This window comes from Aeromonas sp. Y311-2, from assembly GCF_027706025.1.
In the GTDB taxonomy this organism is placed as follows: domain Bacteria; phylum Pseudomonadota; class Gammaproteobacteria; order Enterobacterales; family Aeromonadaceae; genus Aeromonas; species Aeromonas veronii.
The window spans coordinates 121,938-141,122 of record NZ_JAPDCL010000006.1 but is presented as its reverse complement, the minus strand read 5'-3'; the positions used below and the strand labels follow the sequence as shown (position 1 = coordinate 141,122).

At 60.5% G+C, this 19,185-nt stretch carries 22 protein-coding genes; 9 read left to right on the top strand and 13 right to left on the bottom strand.

From position 1 onward, the window contains the following. Positions 1-61 precede the first annotated feature (61 nt). On the top strand, positions 62-2,581 hold the full coding sequence (locus tag OKC42_RS08220) for a class I adenylate cyclase (RefSeq protein ID WP_021231823.1): 2,520 nt from the start codon (positions 62-64) through the stop codon (positions 2,579-2,581). Between the two features lie 66 nt (positions 2,582-2,647). Here OKC42_RS08220 and OKC42_RS08215 read toward each other — a convergent pair whose 3' ends face one another. After that, complete coding sequence (locus OKC42_RS08215; protein WP_206874202.1) at positions 2,648-3,301, bottom strand: alpha/beta hydrolase; 654 nt, start codon at positions 3,299-3,301, stop codon at positions 2,648-2,650. Beyond that, positions 3,298-3,612: an iron donor protein CyaY gene (gene cyaY, locus OKC42_RS08210; protein WP_040068798.1), complete on the bottom strand. Its 315-nt coding sequence runs from the start codon at positions 3,610-3,612 to the stop codon at positions 3,298-3,300. Before cyaY ends, OKC42_RS08215 begins: the two co-directional genes overlap by 4 nt. Before the next feature lie 73 nt (positions 3,613-3,685). On the opposite strand from cyaY, the gene lptM reads away from it, so the two are divergent. The 6 genes from lptM to OKC42_RS08180 all read left to right on the top strand — a co-directional run bounded on the left by lptM (position 3,686) and on the right by OKC42_RS08180 (position 8,625). Then, complete coding sequence (gene lptM / locus OKC42_RS08205; RefSeq protein WP_019444858.1) at positions 3,686-3,862, top strand: LPS translocon maturation chaperone LptM; 177 nt, start codon at positions 3,686-3,688, stop codon at positions 3,860-3,862. A 32-nt stretch (positions 3,863-3,894) separates the two neighbouring features. Continuing rightward, a complete protein-coding gene (gene lysA, locus OKC42_RS08200) occupies positions 3,895-5,145 on the top strand; it encodes a diaminopimelate decarboxylase (protein WP_204480756.1) in 1,251 nt (416 codons plus the stop codon). A gap of 164 nt (positions 5,146-5,309) precedes the next feature. Next, positions 5,310-6,140: a diaminopimelate epimerase gene (gene dapF, locus OKC42_RS08195; protein ID WP_005336371.1), complete on the top strand. Its 831-nt coding sequence runs from the start codon at positions 5,310-5,312 to the stop codon at positions 6,138-6,140. Between the two features lie 91 nt (positions 6,141-6,231). Beyond that, positions 6,232-6,912, top strand: a complete 681-nt coding sequence (locus OKC42_RS08190; RefSeq protein WP_216947481.1) for a DUF484 family protein — start codon at positions 6,232-6,234, stop codon at positions 6,910-6,912. Further along, positions 6,905-7,882, top strand: coding sequence for a tyrosine recombinase XerC (xerC, locus tag OKC42_RS08185; protein WP_270819435.1), 978 nt, complete (start codon positions 6,905-6,907; stop codon positions 7,880-7,882). The genes OKC42_RS08190 and xerC overlap by 8 nt, the downstream gene beginning before the upstream one ends. Positions 7,883-7,914: 32 nt before the next feature. Next, entirely contained in the window at positions 7,915-8,625 is a 711-nt protein-coding gene (locus OKC42_RS08180; protein ID WP_270819434.1) for an HAD-IA family hydrolase, read from the top strand. Between the two features lie 76 nt (positions 8,626-8,701). Here the strand turns inward: OKC42_RS08180 and OKC42_RS08175 are convergent, their stop codons facing one another. Further along, a complete protein-coding gene (locus OKC42_RS08175; protein ID WP_005336367.1) occupies positions 8,702-9,100 on the bottom strand; it encodes an STY0301 family protein in 399 nt (132 codons plus the stop codon). Positions 9,101-9,145: 45 nt separating this feature from the next. Further along, positions 9,146-10,672, bottom strand: coding sequence for a cyclic nucleotide-binding domain-containing protein (locus tag OKC42_RS08170; RefSeq protein ID WP_021231830.1), 1,527 nt, complete (start codon positions 10,670-10,672; stop codon positions 9,146-9,148). Positions 10,673-10,817: 145 nt separating this feature from the next. Here OKC42_RS08170 and OKC42_RS08165 point away from each other — a divergent pair, with 145 nt between their 5' ends. Beyond that, positions 10,818-11,201, top strand: a complete 384-nt coding sequence (locus OKC42_RS08165; protein ID WP_040069030.1) for a hypothetical protein — start codon at positions 10,818-10,820, stop codon at positions 11,199-11,201. A 12-nt stretch (positions 11,202-11,213) separates the two neighbouring features. On the opposite strand, the gene OKC42_RS08160 is transcribed toward OKC42_RS08165, so the two are convergent. Continuing rightward, positions 11,214-11,996 carry a gamma-glutamyl-gamma-aminobutyrate hydrolase family protein gene (locus OKC42_RS08160; protein ID WP_270819432.1) on the bottom strand — a complete coding sequence of 261 codons (783 nt, stop codon included), beginning with the start codon at positions 11,994-11,996 and terminating at the stop codon, positions 11,214-11,216. 397 nt (positions 11,997-12,393) lie between these two features. Continuing rightward, on the bottom strand, positions 12,394-12,918 hold the full coding sequence (gene yjgA, locus OKC42_RS08155; protein ID WP_005336359.1) for a ribosome biogenesis factor YjgA: 525 nt from the start codon (positions 12,916-12,918) through the stop codon (positions 12,394-12,396). Between the two features lie 114 nt (positions 12,919-13,032). Between yjgA and pmbA the strand changes: the two genes are divergently transcribed. Then, positions 13,033-14,376 (top strand): metalloprotease PmbA, encoded by a 1,344-nt coding sequence (gene pmbA, locus OKC42_RS08150; RefSeq protein WP_040068810.1) that lies wholly within the window; start codon positions 13,033-13,035, stop codon positions 14,374-14,376. 87 nt (positions 14,377-14,463) lie between these two features. Here the strand turns inward: pmbA and murA are convergent, their stop codons facing one another. The 7 genes from murA to mlaF are packed head-to-tail and all read right to left on the bottom strand — an operon-like array spanning position 14,464 to position 18,984. Beyond that, positions 14,464-15,720, bottom strand: coding sequence for a UDP-N-acetylglucosamine 1-carboxyvinyltransferase (murA, locus tag OKC42_RS08145; protein ID WP_111899806.1), 1,257 nt, complete (start codon positions 15,718-15,720; stop codon positions 14,464-14,466). Positions 15,721-15,738: 18 nt separating this feature from the next. Further along, a complete protein-coding gene (ibaG, locus tag OKC42_RS08140; protein ID WP_005306001.1) occupies positions 15,739-15,996 on the bottom strand; it encodes a BolA family iron metabolism protein IbaG in 258 nt (85 codons plus the stop codon). Beyond that, entirely contained in the window at positions 15,996-16,268 is a 273-nt protein-coding gene (locus OKC42_RS08135) for an STAS domain-containing protein (RefSeq protein ID WP_005336352.1), read from the bottom strand. The genes ibaG and OKC42_RS08135 overlap by 1 nt, the downstream gene beginning before the upstream one ends. Further along, complete coding sequence (locus OKC42_RS08130; RefSeq protein WP_005336350.1) at positions 16,265-16,897, bottom strand: MlaC/ttg2D family ABC transporter substrate-binding protein; 633 nt, start codon at positions 16,895-16,897, stop codon at positions 16,265-16,267. Before OKC42_RS08130 ends, OKC42_RS08135 begins: the two co-directional genes overlap by 4 nt. 2 nt (positions 16,898-16,899) lie before the next feature. After that, positions 16,900-17,397, bottom strand: a complete 498-nt coding sequence (gene mlaD / locus OKC42_RS08125) for an outer membrane lipid asymmetry maintenance protein MlaD (RefSeq protein WP_005336348.1) — start codon at positions 17,395-17,397, stop codon at positions 16,900-16,902. Positions 17,398-17,404: 7 nt separating this feature from the next. After that, positions 17,405-18,184, bottom strand: a complete 780-nt coding sequence (gene mlaE / locus OKC42_RS08120; protein ID WP_005336345.1) for a lipid asymmetry maintenance ABC transporter permease subunit MlaE — start codon at positions 18,182-18,184, stop codon at positions 17,405-17,407. Further along, entirely contained in the window at positions 18,184-18,984 is an 801-nt protein-coding gene (gene mlaF, locus OKC42_RS08115; protein WP_270819430.1) for a phospholipid ABC transporter ATP-binding protein MlaF, read from the bottom strand. Before mlaF ends, mlaE begins: the two co-directional genes overlap by 1 nt. Positions 18,985-19,185 lie beyond the last annotated feature (201 nt).

Sequence of the window (19,185 nt, the reverse complement as noted above, 5' to 3'; positions counted from 1 at the left end):
ACACTTTTTTGACGTATCCCCCTTTTGGTGCGTCATTTTCACTTAGGTGATAGGCAGGGCATTGCAGGAACACATCGATACGCTGGTTGCGCGTTATGACGACATTACCCGTCTCAAGACGCAACGGGCGTTAGGCCTCATGAGTCGCTATGGGCAGCAGGTATTCCAACTGCTGCCTGTCATGCTGCACTTCAATCATCCCCTGCTGCCCGGTTATGTCTCCGGTGATGTCCCTCATGGCATCTGGAGCTTCAGCGCCACCGCCGAGCAGCAAGCCTTTATCGATGACCTCTGCCGCAACGCCAACTGTCAGAGCGGTCTGGCAACCCATGATCGAGCCATTCAGGGGCTCTACTCCATGGGCAGCACCTCCTCCATCGGCCAATGCTGTCACTCCGATCTCGATATCTGGGTCTGCCACGTGGCCGGTTTGTCGCAGGAGCGGCTCGATCTGCTGGAGCTGAAGTGCCAGCAACTCTCCAAGTGGGCCGAACAGCGCGGGGTCGATCTCAACTTCTTCCTGATCCCGGAAGACAAGTTCCGCCAGACCAACGATGCCCAGATGCAGGGGGAGAGCTGCGGCAGTGCCCAGCACCTGCTGTTGCTCGACGAGTTCTACCGCAGTGCCATGCGTATCGCGGGCAAACGCTTGATCTGGTATCTGGTGCCCACCGAATGTGATGATCACTACGATGAGTATGTGAACGAGCTGTTCGAGAGCGGCAAGCTCAAGCAGGACGACTGGCTCGATCTAGGCAGTTTTGACCGTATTCCGGCCGAAGAGTATTTCGGCTCCGCCCTGTGGCAGCTCTACAAGGGGATCGACTCCCCCTACAAGGCGGTGCTCAAGTCGGTGCTGATGGAAGCCTACTCCCACGAGTATCCCAATACCCGCCTGCTGTCGATGATTGGTCGCGATTGGTTCCAGCACAACGAGGGGATGCACTACCGGCTCGACAACTACTGTCTGATGCTGGACAAGGTGACCAACTACCTCAAGTCCATCGGCGACATGGCGCGGCTCGATCTGGTGCGCCGCTGTTTCTACCTCAAGGTGTGTGACGGTCTCAGCCATCCCAAGGATGATCACTCCCCCGAGTGGCGCCGCGAGCAGATGAGCCAGCTGGTCTCCTACTGGGGCTGGAGTCAGGACAAGCTCTATCAACTCGATCATCGCCACGAATGGAAGATCGAAGAGGTGAAGATCGCCCACGCCGAGCTGCTGGAAGCCCTGATGCAGAGCTACCGCAACCTGATCCAGTTCGCCCGCCGCAACAACATCAGCGAGTCGATCAACCCGGAAGATATCGGCATTCTGTCGCGCAAACTCTACGCCGCGTTCGAGAGCCTGCCGGGCAAGGTGCAGCGCATCAACCTCAAGATCGCGCCAGATCTGAGCGAGCCGGACCTCAGCTTCGTGCAGGTGCCCCACGGTCGCCTCAACCGCGCCGGCTGGTATCTCTACAAACATTCGCTGGAGCCGGTGGACATCATTGGCCGCGCGCCGCTGGAGTTCAACGGCTACATCAGCAAGCTGGTCTCCTGGGCCTACTTCAACGATCTGTTGACGCCCCAGTCGCGGGTGCACCTGTTCAATCAGGGGTCGGATCTGCACATCGACAATCTGCACCAGTTCTGCCGTGATCTCTCCGGCTGCTTCCCCGAGAAGTACCCGCTGGCCACCAATCTGGCTCTCAGTCGGCCGTGCGAGATCCGTCAGCTCTCGATCTTCCTCAACCTGGAGATGGACCCGACCAGCCACTGGGTCGGTCAGGTGATCGAATTTGACGCCAATACAGTGGATGTCTTCTCGTTCGGTCGCAATCAGGAGTGTCTGGTCGGCTCGGTGGATCTGGTCTATCGCAACTCCTGGAGCGAGATCCGTACCCTGCACTTCCAGGGGGATGAAGCCGTGGTCGATGCCCTCACCACCATCCTCGGCAAGATGCATCAGGATGCTGCCGCCCCCGAGATGATCGAGGTGTTCTGCTACAGCCAGCACTTCCGTTCTCTGGTGCGCTCCCGTTTCCAGACTTTGGTGGCGGAGTGTATCGACCTGCGCCTTGCACGGGACAAGCAACAGCTGGTCAAGACCATGGCCCTTGGCCGCGAGAAGTACGGCATCTTCTTCGAGCGGCGCGGTGTGTCGGTGAAGAAGCTGGAAAACGCCATCGATTTTTACCGTCACATCTCCCACAACAAGCTGGATCACTTGCCGCTGCGGCTCGACAAGACCCACAGCCAGCATCTGCCGAGCATCGTCGATGCCTACGCCAGCGAAGGGTTGGTGCAGTTCTTCTTCGATACCCGGGATGCGGGCACCAACATCTATATCCTCGATGAGGCGAACCGGGTGGAGATCTACCAGCACTTTGCCGGCAACAAGGATGAGCTGGTGGCGGGGGTCAACCGCTTCTACACCTCCAATCACGAGCGGTTCAGCGATGATGGGCAGTTCATCAACTTCAACCTGCCGCAGTACTACGAGATAGTACAAGTGAATGGTGAGCTGGATGTGATCCCCTATCGCAGTCAGGGCACTCTGCGCGAACAGGTGCCGCCCGCTCGGGAAGTGGGCTGACCCGTCAGTTGGTATCGCCATAAAAAACGGCCTGCAGATGCAGGCCGTTTGCTTTGTCGGAAGGGCTCACGCGCCGAGGCGGGCCAGCAGCCAGCTGCGAATGTCGCCGAGCTGCGGACGGCAGATCTCGTGGCGCATCGGGTACTCGTGCCACTCGGGGGCGAGCCCGGCAGCTTCAAGCCGGTTCTTGGCATCCCAACCGAGCGACAGGCTCACCACATCGTCATAGATGCCGTGCATGTAGCAGATGGGCAGGGTGCGAGCAGCCTCGCTCATCTCGCCGAGCAGCTTGTCGGGGGCGGCCAGATAGGTGGACATGCAGAGCAGGCCAGCCAGCGTTGCCTGATAGCGCAGCGCGGTGAAGGAGGCAATCACCCCGCCCTGAGAGAAGCCCGCCAGCACGATATGCTCGGGGGCAAACCCGTCGGCTACCAGCTGATCGAGCAATGCGGCAATCTGGTCGGCCGATTCACGGACATGGGACTCAACTGCCCGCTCGGCGGGATCCTCGAAGCTCTTGATGTCGTACCAGCCGCGCATCTTGTAGCCCATGTTGATGGTGATGGGGCGCTCGGGGGCATCCGGCAGCAGGTGACGCACCGGTAGCTCGGCGGGCAGGTCCAGCGCGTCCACCAGCGGGGCGAGACCGGCGCCGGAATCACCCAGCCCATGCAGCCAGATCACCGCATGACGGGCGCCCTGCGGGTGCAGGTCAATCATGGGAACACCACCTCTTCGCCCGCCTGGGCGGAGCAGGATTGGCTCAGCAGTGCCTTGAGTTCGTGGCCGAAGCGGTTGTCGATCCAGGTGTCACCCTGCAGTTCGAAGTGGAAGCCGTTCTCGCGGGTGGCGACCCAAATCTGGTGCAGTGGCTCCTGCTTGTTGATGATGACCTTGGTCTTGTTCTCGAAAGAGAGGGTCAATACTCCGCCGCTGCGTTCGCAGTCGATATCCGGATACCCCTCGTCGAGCGTGTCTTCCACATATTGGAAAAAGGCGTCTGTCAGGGCGTGATACTCGTGATCCTTCATCGGTTTATCCTGTTGCTTTTAACAATGTGAGTGCGATTATAGAGGGCCAAAAATTTTTTCGCAGCGAACCATTATGATCACTCAGTTTACCAAGTGTCTGCTTGCCACTCTTCTGTCCCTCGGGTTGGCCGCGTGCGGTCTGAAGGGGCCGCTCTATATGCCGCCCCCCGAGCAGCCACAGAGCCAGAGTACACCGCAAGCAGCACCGCCTGCGACCACTGAGGCTGCCACAGAGGCCGCGCCGCACTAATGCCGCACCCATTCTAGGAAGGAACCGCCCCCTTGGATCACTTTAACTACGACGCCGACGGCCAGCTTCAGGCCGAGCAAACCTCGCTGCAACAGCTTGCCGAGCAGTACGGTACCCCGCTTTACGTTTACTCCCGTGCGACCCTCGAGCGCCACTGGCACGCCTTCGACAAGGCCGCTGGCGATATTCCCCATCTGATCTGCTATGCGGTGAAGGCCAACTCCAACCTGGCGCTGCTCAACCTGCTGGCCCGACTGGGCTCGGGGTTTGACATCGTCTCCGGTGGTGAGCTGTCGCGGGTACTGGCGGCGGGCGGTGATCCGGCCAAGGTAGTCTTCTCCGGGGTGGCCAAGAGCGAGGCCGAGATGCGCCTCGCGCTGGATAAAGAGATCCTCTGCTTCAATCTGGAGTCGGAAGCCGAGCTGGAGCGCCTCAATCGGGTGGCGGGCAGCATGGGCAAGAAGGCTCGCGTCTCGGTGCGGGTCAATCCGGATATCGATGCCGGTACTCACCCCTATATCTCCACCGGCCTCAAGCAGAACAAGTTCGGCATTCCCATCGAGCTGGCGCCCGCCATCTATCGTAAGGCAGCCGCGATGGCGAACATCGAGATCGTCGGGGTGGATTGCCATATCGGCTCGCAACTCACTGAATTGAATCCCTTTATGGAAGCGGCTGACAAGTTGCTGCGGCTGATCGACGGTCTGGCGGTGGAAGGCATTCATATCCATCATCTGGACGTGGGGGGCGGCCTTGGGGTCAACTACGGTTCCGAGCAGCCACCCCATCCGACCGAGTATGCCGAAGCGCTCAAGCAGAAGCTGGCGGGCCGGGATCTGACCCTGCTGTTCGAGCCGGGCCGCGCCATCGTCGCCAATGCCGGCGTGCTGCTGACTCGGGTCGAGTATCTGAAACCGGGCGAGACCCGCAACTTCGCGCTGATCGATGCCGGCATGAACGACATGCTGCGCCCCTCGCTCTACGGCGCCTGGATGAACATCATCGAGGTGGATAGCCGTGCCGGCCATGCTCCCGCGATCTATGACGTGGTGGGCCCGGTGTGCGAGACCGGCGACTTCCTCGGCAAGGAGCGCACCCTGGCCATTGCCGAGGGCTCCCTGCTGGCAGTGCGTTCGGCCGGTGCCTACGGCTTTACCATGTCATCCAACTACAACACCCGTCCCCGTGCCGCCGAAGTGCTGGTGGATGGTGCCGAAGCACACTTGATCCGCGAGCGTGAGCAGTTGGCCGATCTCTGGCGCGGTGAGCACCTGCTGCCCTGATGCAGTAGATAGAGATGACAGAATTTTACAGCCCTAACAGCACAGGAATGCACGATGTGGATAGATTGTTCCAGGATGCATGGGGCTTTGGACAACGACTTCATGGCGCTTGGCGACCCTTGGTTCGGTGAATTTTTACAGCCCTAACAGCACAGGAATGCACGATGTTGATAGATTTTTCCAAGATGCATGGCTTGGGCAACGACTTCATGGTGGTGGATGGCGTCACCCAGAAGGTATTTTTCAGCAATGACGTCATCAAGAAGCTGGCAGATCGCCACTTCGGGATCGGCTTTGACCAGCTGCTGCTGGTGGAGCCGCCCTATGACCCTGAACTCGACTTTCACTATCGCATTTTCAATGCCGATGGCAGCGAGGTGGAGCAGTGCGGCAACGGCGCCCGCTGTTTTGCCCGTTTCGTGCGTCTCAAGGGGCTGATCAACCGGGATCGCATCGCGGTCAGTACCGCCCGGGGTCGCATCGTGTTGCAGCTGGAGGGGGAGAATCAGGTCACGGTCAACATGGGGGTTCCCCAGTTTGAGCCGGGCAAGATCCCGTTCCGGGCCCAGAAGGCAGAGAAAACCTATCTGCTGCGGGCGCAGGAGCATACCGTGATGTGTGGCGTGGTCTCCATGGGCAATCCCCACTGTGTCATCGAGGTGCCTTCGGTCGCCGATGCACCGGTCGAGACGCTCGGTGCCATCATGGAGCGCCACGAGCGTTTCCCTGAGCGGGTCAACGTCGGCTTCATGGAGATGGTCAACGCCACCGAGATCAAACTGCGTGTATTCGAGCGGGGCTGTGGCGAGACCCTGGCCTGCGGCACCGGTGCCTGTGCGGCGGCGGTGATTGGCATCAGTCAGGGCAAGCTCAAGGAGCGGGTCACCGTCAGTCTGCCGGGCGGCAAGCTGACCATCGCCTGGAAGGGGCCGGGCCAGCCGGTCTATATGACAGGCCCCGCCGAGCATGTGTTTGACGGCCAGATAGAGGTTTAGCCGATAAAGGTTCAGGTACGGGGGGCGTTGGCCCCCTTTGCCCATGATGTCGGGGCAGCGAGCCCCATTTCTCTGATGGATCAACCAATTTATGAGCGAACTCAAACGGCAGGAGCAATCGGTGGATGAAGCCACTGTGCTGGAGTACCTGGCCCGTTATCCCGAGTTTTTCCAACGCCATGCCGCCGTGCTGGACCGGATCCGCATTCCCCATGAACGCAAAGGGTCGGTCTCGCTGGTCGAGCGCCAGCTGGAGCGTCAGCGCGAGCGGATCGAACAGCTGGAGCAGGAGATCACCGAATTGATGGGGATCGCCAGCGAGAACGAACGGATCTTCCGGGTCTATGCCGATCTCTACGGCGAGCTGTACGGTTGCCAGACCCTGTTCGAAGTGAGTGCCGTGATGGGCAAGGCCTTTGTCCAGCGGCTGCGCCTGACCGGGCTGCGACTCTGGCTCAACCCCAAGAAGTTTGCCCTGAGCGGGCCCGAGCAGCGCTTTCTGGCACAGGGCAAGCAGCTCGAATCCCTGCTGGGTCAGCGTCTGCCGGGGCAGGATTACTACTTTGGCCGCCTGAGCCAGAGTGAGAAGCAGGCACTGTTTGGCCACGATGTGCTGGTCAACTCGGTGGCCCTGATGCGGCTCGGCGATCTCGGTGTGCTGGCCTTCGCCAGCTCGGATCCGGGCCACTTTACTCCCCATAACGACACCCTGCTGCTGGGCCAACTGGGGCGCCTGCTGCAACTGCGTCTGCCCGAGTTGATTCATGGCTAGAACACCGGCCAGGGCGCCAGCCAAAGCTCCCGTCGTCGCACCGCCACTGCCTGCGGAACTGGCGGACGAGCTGGCGGCCTTTATCGAATACCTGAGGGTTGAGCGTCAGCTCAGCCCTCATACCCGCAATAACTATCAAGCCCATCTGGAGGCGATGACCGCCGAGCTGGTGGCCCTGGGGCTCACTGACTGGGGTCGGCTTGAGGCGAGTCAGGTGCGCACTCTGGTGACCCGGATGCACAAGGCGGGCCTTGCTCCTCGTTCCCTTTCCACCAAGGTCTCTGCCCTGCGCAGCTTTTGCGACTGGCAGGTGCGGCAGGGGCGGCTGACCGCCAATCCGGCCCGTGGCATCGTCACCCCCAAACAGGGGCGGCCGCTGCCGAAAAACCTCGATGTGGACGAGATGCACCAGCTGCTCAACATCACCGACGAGCAGGATCCGCTGGCGGTGCGGGATCGCGCCATCATGGAGCTGATGTACTCTTCAGGGCTGCGTCTCGCCGAGCTGGTGGGGATCAATCTGGTGGATCTGAAGCTTGACGACCGTCAGCTCAAGGTTACCGGCAAGGGCTCGCGGGAGCGGGTGCTGCCCATCGGCCGGATGGCGGTCGAGTGGCTGCAGAAGTGGCTCAAGGTGCGCCCGCTGCTGGCCGGGGACGAGAGCGAGGCGCTGTTTGTCTCCAGCCGCAAGCAGCGGCTGTCGGCGCGCTCGGTGCAGGCCCGCCTCGATGGCTGGGGCAACAAGCAGGCGCTCAACGCCCACGTTCATCCCCACAAGCTGCGCCACAGCTTCGCCACCCATATGCTGGAGTCCTCCGGCGATCTGCGGGCGGTGCAGGAGCTGCTGGGTCATGCCGACCTCTCTACCACCCAGATCTATACCCACCTCGACTTCCAGCATCTGGCCAAGGTCTACGACAGCGCTCACCCCAGGGCCAAGCGTGACCCTGATGCACAGGACGATGATTAACGGGCCCTGAGCCCCGTTGCAAAGGAGAGTCCATGCACTTCTATCGCCGCTGGCAGCCGGTTGCTGCCATCTCGTTTGACCTCGATGACACCCTCTATGACAACGGCCCCGCCATCGTGCGGGCCGAGCAGTGGATGCTGAGCCATCTGCGTAGCGAATATCTGGCTACCGCCATGCTCGACAAGCCGCGCTGGCTGGAACTCAAGCGCAGTGTGCTGAACGGTTCCCCCGAGCTGCGCCACGATGTCAGCCTGGCGCGCCAGCAGACCATCCGTACTGCTATGGTCGAGGGGGGGATGGCCGACCAGCAGGCCAGCCGCGAGGCGGAGCAGGTGTTTGCTGCGTTTCTGGCAGAGCGCTCGAAGATCGAGGTGAGCGAGTCCACTCATCAGCTGCTGGCCAGACTGGCCGAACGCTACCCGCTGGTGGTCATCACCAACGGCAATCTGGATCTGGCGCAGGCAGGGCTGGATCGCTACTTCACGCTGGTCTGCAAGGCGGGGGCGGGCGCCAGAATGAAACCGGCACCGGATATGTTTGAGCAGACCCGCAGTGCTCTCAAGCTGCCAGCAGAGCGGATCCTCCATGTGGGGGATCATCCCGAGACGGATGTACTGGGTGCCCGTCTGCATGGCTTTCGCGCCGCCTGGCTCAACGAGCGGCAGCAACCGTGGCAACAGTTGCAACTGTTGCCGGACGTGGAGCTGACGGCACTGGAGGAGTTGGCCGAGCTGCTGCTCTGATGGCGCTGGCGGGTGGCCCGGCTTAGGCGGTAATGGCTGTCAGCGAATAGCGATATATGGCAAGGGATTACGCCCGCTATTTGCGACAAACCAGCCCGAGCAGGGTGTAGCGATCGCGCTGGTTGACGCGGCAGTAGCTGATGCCGACGGGCAGCGCCTGCTGCAGGGTGATGGCGCTGTTCTGATAGCGGCAGACCAGATAGAGCGGGCGCAGGCTGCTATCGAGCTGGCTCCAGTAGTGGATCTCGTCGCTGTCGCCATTATCCGGTTTGAGCTGGGCCAGCTCGGCAGGATCTCCGTCGAACAGGGCCAGATTATCGAGCCGATGGCTGAGGGTTTCGTCCGGTTTACCATCGTCATTGCGGGTGAACGCCTGCCAGCCCTGCTGCGGGGTCAGCAGCTGCTGGCGAGTCTCGATGGTGGCGGGACAATCAAATTGCAGGCTGGCGGCAAGGGCCAGGGTAGTCAGTAACATGGCTGCGGTTCTCTCTTCACGTCCTCAATACGATGCCATGCTACGTCATCTTCCGCCGAACAGCTTCATCAGTTTATCAAGCAGATCAAGCTGTTGTGGTGGTTGCTTCATGGCTTCCGCCTCCCGCTCCAGCAGCGCCCGCTGCTCCTGCTGGCGGTCGCTCAGCACCCGGTAGAGGGGCTCGACCAGCGACTCGCGCTGCATCACCAACTCCTGAAACATTGCCTGATTGATGCGATAGGTTTCGACGGTGGCCACCGCCCGCACCGTGAAGGAGCTGGGCTCCCCGGTGAGCAGGCTCAGTTCGCCAAAAAAGTCTCCCGCGTTGAGCGTACCGAGTTTCAGCTCTCGCCCTTCGACATTGACCACCATCTCGGCCTCCCCTTTGACCAGCACGAACAGCCAGCTGGAGACATCCCCCTGCTCCAGCATGATGTCGCCGCTGACGAAGGGGGCGAACTTCACCTGATCGGCCAGCTGGAGCAGCTCGTTCTCCTGCAACATGGCAAACAGCGGCAGCTTGCGCAGGGTATCGGTTCGTTCGGCGGTGTGGCGCTTGTGGCGGGCATCCAGATGCTGCTTCTCCTTGGCCATAAAGACGTTGAAGATCGGCGGGGTGAGGCGGCGATCGTTGCGGCGCAGGGCGGCATCGATAAGGCTGCGCACCATGGAGTCGGTCGGATCGTCGCGAGCCAGGTCAGTGAGCCAGTAGCGCACTGCATAGCGGGCGATGCCCCCCTCGACGTTCATCAGCAGGCAGTCCGGTTGCGGATGCTTGGCGACGCAGGGGAGCTTGGTCTCCCGCAGGGATTTCTCGATCAGCGCGATGATCTGGGTCGGCAGGGTATCCAGGGTCAGATCGAACCAGACCCAGCGCCGCCACTGCAGCGGTTCGCCGCGACGGCGGCCAAGCACGGTGAAGCGCTGTTTGAGCAGATGGCTGTTGGGGATGACGACCGTCTCCCAGTTGCGGGTCTCGATGGTGGTGGCACGCCAGTTGATCTCCACCACCCTGCCCTGGGTGGTGTCGACTTGCAGCCAGTCACCGATGGCGATGGAGTTGTCGAGCTGAATGGAGACCCCGGCCAGCAGGTTGCCCAGGGTGTCCTGCATGGCGAAGGCGATGACCGCAGTGATCACCGCCGAGGTGGTGACTATCTCCCCGAGCGCCATGCCGGAGGCGTAGAGGCGAAACAGACCCCAGCCGATATAGCCGATGGTGATGACGATATCGGCGATGATCCGCGGGATCCGCACATGGCAGAGGGGGAGCAGAAACTCGAACAGCAGGATCCCCCATATCTTGACCAGTATCAGGCCGGCCAAGAGGGTGGAGATCTCGATCAGCAATTGATGGGGCAGCGGCAGTTTGAACCAGCCCCCTTCCAGCTGGATCAGCAGGATCACCACCGCGCTAATCATCACGAAACTGAGCTCGGAGAGCAGCTCCCGTCGCTGTCCCGGACGGCGCCAGAAGTGGATCAGCATCAGGGAGAGGGTGAGCAGGGTCCAGAACGGGTGTTCGCCAATCCAGATCAGCGTCGGTAGCGCGGTGAGGTTTTCGCCAGCCATAGCAGCACCTTATTGTGGTTTTATTTCCAGCATAGCTGCTGCGGCGCGGGGAAATGGTGCGTTGGGGCGGCAATTTATTTATCCTGTGCAGAACCGGGCAAAGGAGTGCGATTGAGTGAAATTTTCAAAGAAAATCATCTGTTTGATGGCCCTGTTGCCATTGGCTGGCTGCGATCTGCTGGCCGAGAAGTATCGGGTCGAATTCCGGGATGGCTCCTGGCGTGAAATAGCCATTACCCCCTTCTCCAGCGAGGCGCGCTGGCGTGAGGGGTGTGCCACCGGCGAGGTGCTGAGTGATATGAAGGTGCCCATCAAGCGGGGTGACACGGTCAATGGCCGCGAGCAGTTGCTGATTGGCGGCGAGAAGTTCGAGCTGGATGACAACAACCTCTACCGCAGCAACGGCATGGTGTTTGGCCATTCGCCTGACCATATCCAGCGCGGGCTCAAGGGGATGGATATCTGCCGCACCTTGCGCCCCGAGCGGGGTGGGCTGCCCAAGCTCAAGGCGCGCGGGTTTGGCGACTGAATCGATGAGGGGTTAACTCGCAGCCATCAATGCACAGCGTTGGCGGCAGGCATCGCCAAAGGCTTGAAAGATCTTGATGGAGTGGGGGTTTTCATTGGCCTTCCACTCCGGATGCCACTGCACTGCCAGCAAAAATGGTGACAGTGCGGGAGCATGAAGCGCCTCGATCAGCCCATCTTCGGCGTGGGCCAACGGCTCCAGACCCTTCCCCAACCGGTTGATGCCCTGTCCATGCAGGGAGTTGACCGGAATCTGTTCTTCCCCCATCAGTTCGGCAAACCAGCTGCCCGGCAGCAGTTTGATCTGATGGCTCGGCCCATACTGCTCGTCGACCGGATCGTCGGCATCCTCCCGGTGATCGTCATAACCCGGCTCGTTATAGACCTTCTGATGGATGTCTCCCCCCAGCGCCACGTTGATCTCCTGCATGCCGCGGCAGATACCGAGGAGCGGCAAGCCACGGGCGAGCGCCCCCTTGATGAGGGGCAGATCGAACAGATCGCGATCCCTGTCCTGCTGTTTTTCCGGCGTGAGGTTCTCCTGACCGTAGAGGGCCGGATCGATGTTGGAACCGGCGCCGCTCAGATAGACCCCATCGGCGAGATCCAGATACTGCTCCAGATCGGCGGTGCCGCAGCAGGTGGGCACCAGCAGCGGGACGCAGCCGCTTATCTCCACCAGCGGCATGATGTATTTGTGGGTCATCACCTGATAGGCGTGGCCGTTGCGGGGCTGGGCACCCATGGTCATCAGCACGACAGGTTTACGGGTGGCGGGAGGCTGGGGATTTGGCATAGGGCACCTTGATTATCCTTGGCGTTGAAGTCTCATCCTGCGCCTTGGGCAGGCCCTTGCAAACCGGCAGGGCAAGGGCATGCCTCAAGACATGGTCATGGGATCCCGCGTCGGGCCGGGTGGCAGAATCGTTGGTCAGCCTGGGCAGCGACAGCCTGGATCCTCTCTTCAGTCTGCCAAGGCCGTTCAATATGTCAAACAAAATGATACCAAATTGTTAACGCGTCTGTTTTGGTCTGCTCTGAAGCGGCGATTTAACAGGGTTGTTGAGATGGGCCGTTATGGCTGGGGTAGCAAAATGGTGGATATATTAAACGCGCAGGGATGGCGGGGGGATGTGGAGAGAAAAAGGCATCAATAGAAGCACGCCTCCGCAAGGGGAGGCGTGTTTCGGGGATCACAGCAGGTCTTCGATCTCGCCGCGCAGATACTGGTACATCTCGCGGTAGGCGACCGGCGGCTTGTTCAGTTCCCGCTCCTTGTTGGCGGAACGGATCAGCTGGCGCAGCTTCTGGCGATCCAGCTCGTGGAACTGGGACATCAGTTCGTTGAGGGCGCTGTCACCTTCGGTGATCAGGCGCTCGCGCCACTGCTCCAGGCGATGCAAGCGGGCATTCACGGTGGAGTGACGGTTCTTGATGATGGAGAGCGCTTCGGCAATCGGCTCGATATCGCGGCTGCGCATCAGGCGGCCGATAAACTGCAGATGGCGACGGAAGGACTCATCCTTCTTCGGCTTGAGTTTGCGACCCAGCTCGACAGCTTCTGCAAGCTCTTCATCCAACGGGATTTTTTCCAGCTCGCTGTGGCTGAGGGAGACGATCTCTTCCCCCATTTTCTGCAATGCTTCGGCATCGCGCTTGAGCTGGCTCTTGCTGGGGCCCCAGTCTTCGAACTCGTTGTCGTCTTGATATTGACTCATCGGTCTCTTGATTCCTGTCATTCACGTTTGGCGGATATGTTACCAGCTTCTCCCGCTGGGCGCAGGGGTCTGATATGCTTACCCCCCTTTCCTTCTTTCATACAGATGTGAGTTATGGATCAGCAAGACCAAATCCGCCAGGATCAAGCCCATCTCGAGGCCGTGGTTGCCGAAGCCCTGGAGATAGCCAAAGGACTGGGCGCCTCGCTGGCCGAAGTCTCCATCAGCAAGCAGACCGGGTTGTCGGTGAACACCCGGGGTTGTGAACTGGAAAGCATTGAATTCAATAAGGATGGCGCCCTCGGTATCGCCGTCTATCGCGATGGTTGCAAGGGATCCTCCTCGACCACCGATCTGAGCAAACCCGCCATTCGTGCCGCTGTTGAAGCGGCCATCGAGATTGCCCGCCACACCTCGGCCGATGATTGCGCCGGTCTGGCGGACGCCGAGCTGCTGGCCTGGGATGCCCCCGATCTGCAACTGTGCCACCAAATCGAACTGGATCCCCAGCGCGGCATCGAACTGGCCATCGAGTGCGAGCGACTCGCTCTGGGCCGCGATGCTCGCATCAAACACTCCGACGGTGCCGGTTTCTCCAGCCATCTTGGCATCAAGGTCTATGGCAACAGCCATGGCTTCGTCAAAGGCTACGCGGCGTCGCGCAACTCTCTGAGCTGTGTGCTGATCGGCGAGCAGGATGGCGACATGCAGCGTGATTACGGCTACTCCTCCAGCCGTACCCTCGATGGACTCTGGAGCCCGCAGCGCATTGCCGACGAAGCCGTTGAGCGTACCGTCTCCCGCCTCGGCGCCCGCAAGATCTCTACCCGTCACGCGCCTGTGCTGTTCCACCCAGACACTGCCTCTGGCCTGTGGGGCCACCTGGTGATGGCCATCAGCGGCGGCAACCTCTATCGCAAGTCGAGCTTCCTGCTCGACAAATTGGGCAAGCAGATCCTGCCCGAGTGGCTCACTATTCAGGAGTTCCCCCACCTGCTGGGCGGGCTCGCCAGTACCCCGTTCGATGGGGAAGGGGTGCGTACCCGCGACATGGATATCATCCGAAATGGCGAGCTGATGAGCTGGCTGCTCACCTCCTACTCCGCCCGCAAGCTGGGCTTGACCACCACCGGTCATGCCGGTGGTATTCACAACTGGCAGGTCTCCAATACTGGCCAGGATTTTCAAGGCATGCTGAAAGAGATGGGCACCGGTCTGCTGGTGACCGAGTTGATGGGGCAGGGGGTCAATATCGTCAATGGTGACTACTCCCGCGGCGCTGCCGGTTTCTGGGTCGAGAATGGCGAAATAGCCTATCCGGTCGAGGAGATCACCATCGCCGGCAATCTGGCCGAGATGTTCAGCCATATCGTGGCGGTGGGTCGTGACGAGGATGAACGATCCAGTCTCAAGACTGGCTCGGTGCTGGTTGAAAATATGAAGCTGGCGGGTCATTGATCCCGGTTTCAACAGAACCGAAACCATGAAAAAGGCCCCCTCGCCAACGCGAGGGGGCCTTTTTATCGGCCAGCGATCAGGGGGCTATCAGCCCTTGATACGCTCGATGCGGCCACCCAGACCCTGCAGCTTCTGCTCGATATCTTCGTAGCCACGGTCGATGTGATAGATACGGTCGACGATGGTGGAGCCTTCGGCCACGAAGCCGGCCAGTACCAGACTGGCGGAGGCGCGCAGATCGGTCGCCATCACCTGAGCACCCTTGAGTTGCTCGGTGTCACGGCAGATGGCTACGTTGCCCTGCAGTTCGATGTCTGCGCCCATCCGTACCAGCTCGGGAACGTGCATGAAGCGGTTCTCGAAGATGGTCTCGGTGACCATGCCGGTGCCTTTGGCGACGGCGTTCAGCACGGTGAACTGTGCCTGCATGTCGGTCGGGAAGGCCGGGTAGGGGGCAGTCTTGATGGTGACCGGCTTGAGCGTGCGGCCAGTCATGTCGAGGGTGATCCAGTCTTGACCCTTCTCAATCAGGGCGCCAGCCTCTTCCAGCTTGACCAGTACCGCTTCCAGCAGGGTCGGGTCGGTCTTGCGGCAGGTGATCTTGCCGCCGGTGACCGCTGCGCCCACCAGGAAGGTCCCGGTTTCGATGCGGTCAGGCTGCACGCTGTAGTTGCCGCCGTGCAGACGCTCGACACCGTCGATGGTCAGGGTATCGGTGCCCGCGCCCTGGATCTTGGCGCCCAGAGTATTGAGGAAGTTGGCCAGATCGACTACTTCCGGCTCGCGCGCGGCGTTTTCGATCACAGTGCGGCCATCAGCCAGGGTGGCGGCCATCATCAGGTTTTCGGTGCCGGTCACGGAGACCATATCCATCAAGATGTGGGCGCCTTTCAGGCGGCCATCGACACGGGCCTTGATGTAACCATCTTCGATGGTGATCTTGGCACCCATCAGCTCCAGGCCGTGGACGTGCAGGTTGACCGGACGGGCACCGATGGCGCAGCCGCCGGGCAGGGAGACATCAGCAGCACCGAAACGGGCGGCCAGCGGGCCCAGCGCCAGAATGGAGGCGCGCATGGTTTTCACCAGCTCGTAGGGGGCGACGTGGTTGTTCACCGCACCGGTCAGCACTGTGACGTTGCCGTTGACCTTGGTGGTCGCGCCCAGCATTTCCAGCAGCTTGATGGTGGTGCCCACATCTTTCAGGCGCGGCACGTTGGAGAGGTGAACCTCTTCATCACAGAGCAGGGTTGCGAACAGGATCGGCAGCGCGGCGTTTTTGGCGCCGGAGATGGTCACTTCGCCGTTGAGAGTACAACGACCATCGATTTTGAATTTGTCCATTTTTACTTCGTTACCAAATCAGGAGGGCAATAGGAATTTACGTTCGCGTTTCCACTCGGCGTCGGTGAACGCCTTGATGGAGAGGGCGTGAATGGCGTTGCTGGCGATCTTGTCCATCAGCGGGGCATAGATGGCCTGCTGCTTCTTGACCCGGCTCATGCCGTCAAACATGTCACCGACGGCGATCACTTGGTAGTGACTACCGTCCCCTTTGACATGGACTTCGGACAATGGCAGAGCCTCAAGGAGTATCGCTTCAATTTCAGAGACTTGCATTATGCGTCCTCAGTTGTGAGCGGGGTTGACTGAAACAGCCCGGCCACCCCGTAGAGGTTGGCCAGGGTATAGAAATCACTGGAGGCGCCCACCAGTTGCGGTGTGGCGCCTCGCGCTAATACGGCTTTGGCCCATTTGACCAGCAGGGCCAGTCCGGCAGAGTCGAGGGTGGTGACGCCGCCGAGCTCGAGCTGGTCGTCCTGCCACCATTCGGCGCGGCGTTGCCACAGGTCATTGACCTGTGGCGCCTGCAGCTCACCGCTGAGGGTCATGGTTTGAGTACCAGCGGCTTGGCGTTGTGTTCGCGCAACTGGGCGATCACCGCATCAATGCCGTTCTGGCGAATGAGGCCGCCCAGCTCGCTCTGTTTGGCGGAGAGCAGGCTGATCCCCTCGGCCACCATATCAAAGGCTTTCCACTCGCCGGTCTTGTTGTTCTTGCGCAGTTTGAACTCGAGGAAGATGTCCGGCTTGCCGGCCTCTTTCACGCTGACGTTGACGGCGGTGATGTTGCCGCTGGGGGCTTTGCCCGGCTCGACCTTGACGGTCTGCTTGTCAAAATGGGCCAGCGCATCGGCGTAGGAGCTCACCATGTACTCGGTGAACACCTCGACGAAGGCATTGCGCTGCGCTTCGGTAGTCTCTTTAATCTGGTTGCCAAGCACCTTGTAGGCGGCGAAGCGGTTGTCCACATAGGGCAGCAGCTCTTCGCGGATGATCACCCGCAGGTGATCCGGATTGCTCTTCACTTGGGCCTGATCGGCTTTCAGGCGGGCAAAGGTCTGCTTGGCAGCCTGATCCACCAGCGCGTTGGGGTCGGTGGCATCGACTGCGGCCTGGGCAGACAGGGAAAAGAGCATGCTGGTCATCAGACCCAGCAGCAGGGCGATTTTCTTGAACATGATTACTCCTTCTTGCTGTCTGATTTGCTGTCGGAGGATTGGCTGTAGAGGAACTTGCCAATCAGATCTTCCAGCACGATGGCGGATTTGGTGTCTTCAATCAGGTCGCCATCCTTGAGCATCTCGGTGCCCATCTCCTCATCGCTGAAGCCGGGGGCCAGACCGATGTACTGCTCGCCGAGCAGACCGGAGGTGAGGATGGAGAGGGAGCTGGTATCGGCGAACTCGCCAGCGCTCTTTTGCATCATCAGGGTCACTTCGGGCACCTGGGTTTTCGGGTCCAGTACGATGTCGCTGACCCGACCGACCACCACGCCGCCGACCTTGACCGGCGAACGGACTTTCAGGCCGCCGATATTATCGAAATGCGCGCGCAGGGTATAGGTTTCTCCTTCCGGTTTGAAGCTCAAACCGGCCACTTGCAGGGCCAGTGCCAGAATGGCACCGATGCCAGCCAGCATGAAGGTGCCGACCAGGAATTCTACTTTGCTGAACTTCATCTTTACCTTATCCAAACATGACTGCAGTGAGTATAAAATCCAGGCCGAGCACGGCGAGGGATGAGTGGACCACAGTTCGGGTCGTGGCCTGACTGATCCCGGCCGAGGTCGGCTTGGCATCATAGCCGTTAAAGAGCGCAATCCAGGTGACCACCAGGGCGAAAATCAGGCTCTTGATGGCGCCCTGCATGATGTCTTCATGCCAGTCGACGGAGGCCTGCATGGCAGACCAGAAGCCCCCTTCGTCCACGCCGAGCCAGTCCACGCCGACCAGCTTGCCGCCGAAGATGCCGATCAGGCTGAACATAAAGGCCAGCAGCGGCATGCTGATGACGCCAGCCCAGAAGCGGGGGGCGACCACCCGGCGCAGCGGGTCGACCGCCATCATCTCGAGGCTTGAAAGCTGCTCGGTGGCCTTCATCAGGCCAATTTCAGCGGTCAGGGCCGAACCGGCACGGCCGGCAAACAGCAGCGCCGTGACCACAGGACCCAGCTCCCGCAGCAGGGAGAGGGAGACCAGCGGTCCCAGACTCTGCTCGGCGCCGAAATCCTTCAATACGTTGTAACCCTGCAGCGAGAGCACCATGCCGATGAACAGGCCTGAGACCAGAATGATGGCCACCGACTGCACACCCACCACATAGAGCTGCTGGACAAGCAGCGGGAAGTGCTTGCGCGGCTCGGGTTTGCCCGCCAGCGCATGGAACAACATGATGGTGGCGCGACCGACGGAGCTGATAAACCGCACCCCGACCCGCCCCAGCTTGCTTATTTGACTTATCAACATCAGAGATCCTGTAGCAGATCGCCTGCCGGAAAATGAAACGGAACAGGACCATCGGGCAATCCTTTGAGGAACTGCTCGACTTCGGGATTGTGCTCCTCGCGCAGCTGATCCGGTGTGCCGTGCGCCACCACCTTGCGATTGGCGATGATGTAGGCGTAATCGGCGATGCTCAGCACCTCTTTCACATCGTGGGTGACGATGACGGAGGTGATGCCGAGGGCATCGTTCAGCTCCTTGATCAGCTTGACCAGCACCGCCATGGTGATGGGATCCTGCCCGACGAACGGCTCGTCATACATGATGAGGTCGGGGTCAAGGGCGATGGCCCGTGCCAGCGCCGCCCGGCGCGCCATGCCGCCGGAGAGCTCGGAGGGCATCAGTTTTGCTGCGCCGCGCAAGCCCACCGCCTGCAGCTTCATCATGACGATGGTGTGGATCAGCTCCTCCGACAGGCCGGAGTGTTCCCGCAGCGGGAAGGCCACGTTGTCGTAGACCGTCATGCCGGTAAACAGGGCGCCGCTCTGGAACAGCATGCTCATCCGCTTGCGCACTTCATAGAGGCGCGATCGGGAGAGGGTGGGGATATCTTCCCCGTCAAACAGAATGTGACCGGACTCCGGCTTGAGCTGGCCACCGATCAGCCGCAGCAGGGTGGTTTTACCGATGCCGCTCGGGCCCATGACGGCGGTTACCTTGCCACGAGGAATGGTCAGGTTGATCCCGTCATACAACAGCCGATCTCCGTGACTGAAGGTCAGGTCGGAGATGGTGATCAGGTCATTGTTCAAACAATTGTCCATCCGGTGTAAATGAGGTGCGAATTTTATGGGGTAGTCTAGGTCTAAGCAACAGCAAGGAACAACTATTGAACAGGCTGCAAGCCCATTTGCACGACAGTTTTCTGTAACAAAGTGCGTCATCGAGAGCGGGACTTGCCATCCGATTCGCTTATCCGGGCAGACTTTTTTATAATCCCGCAGCTAATTTCGGCCCGGAGCTGT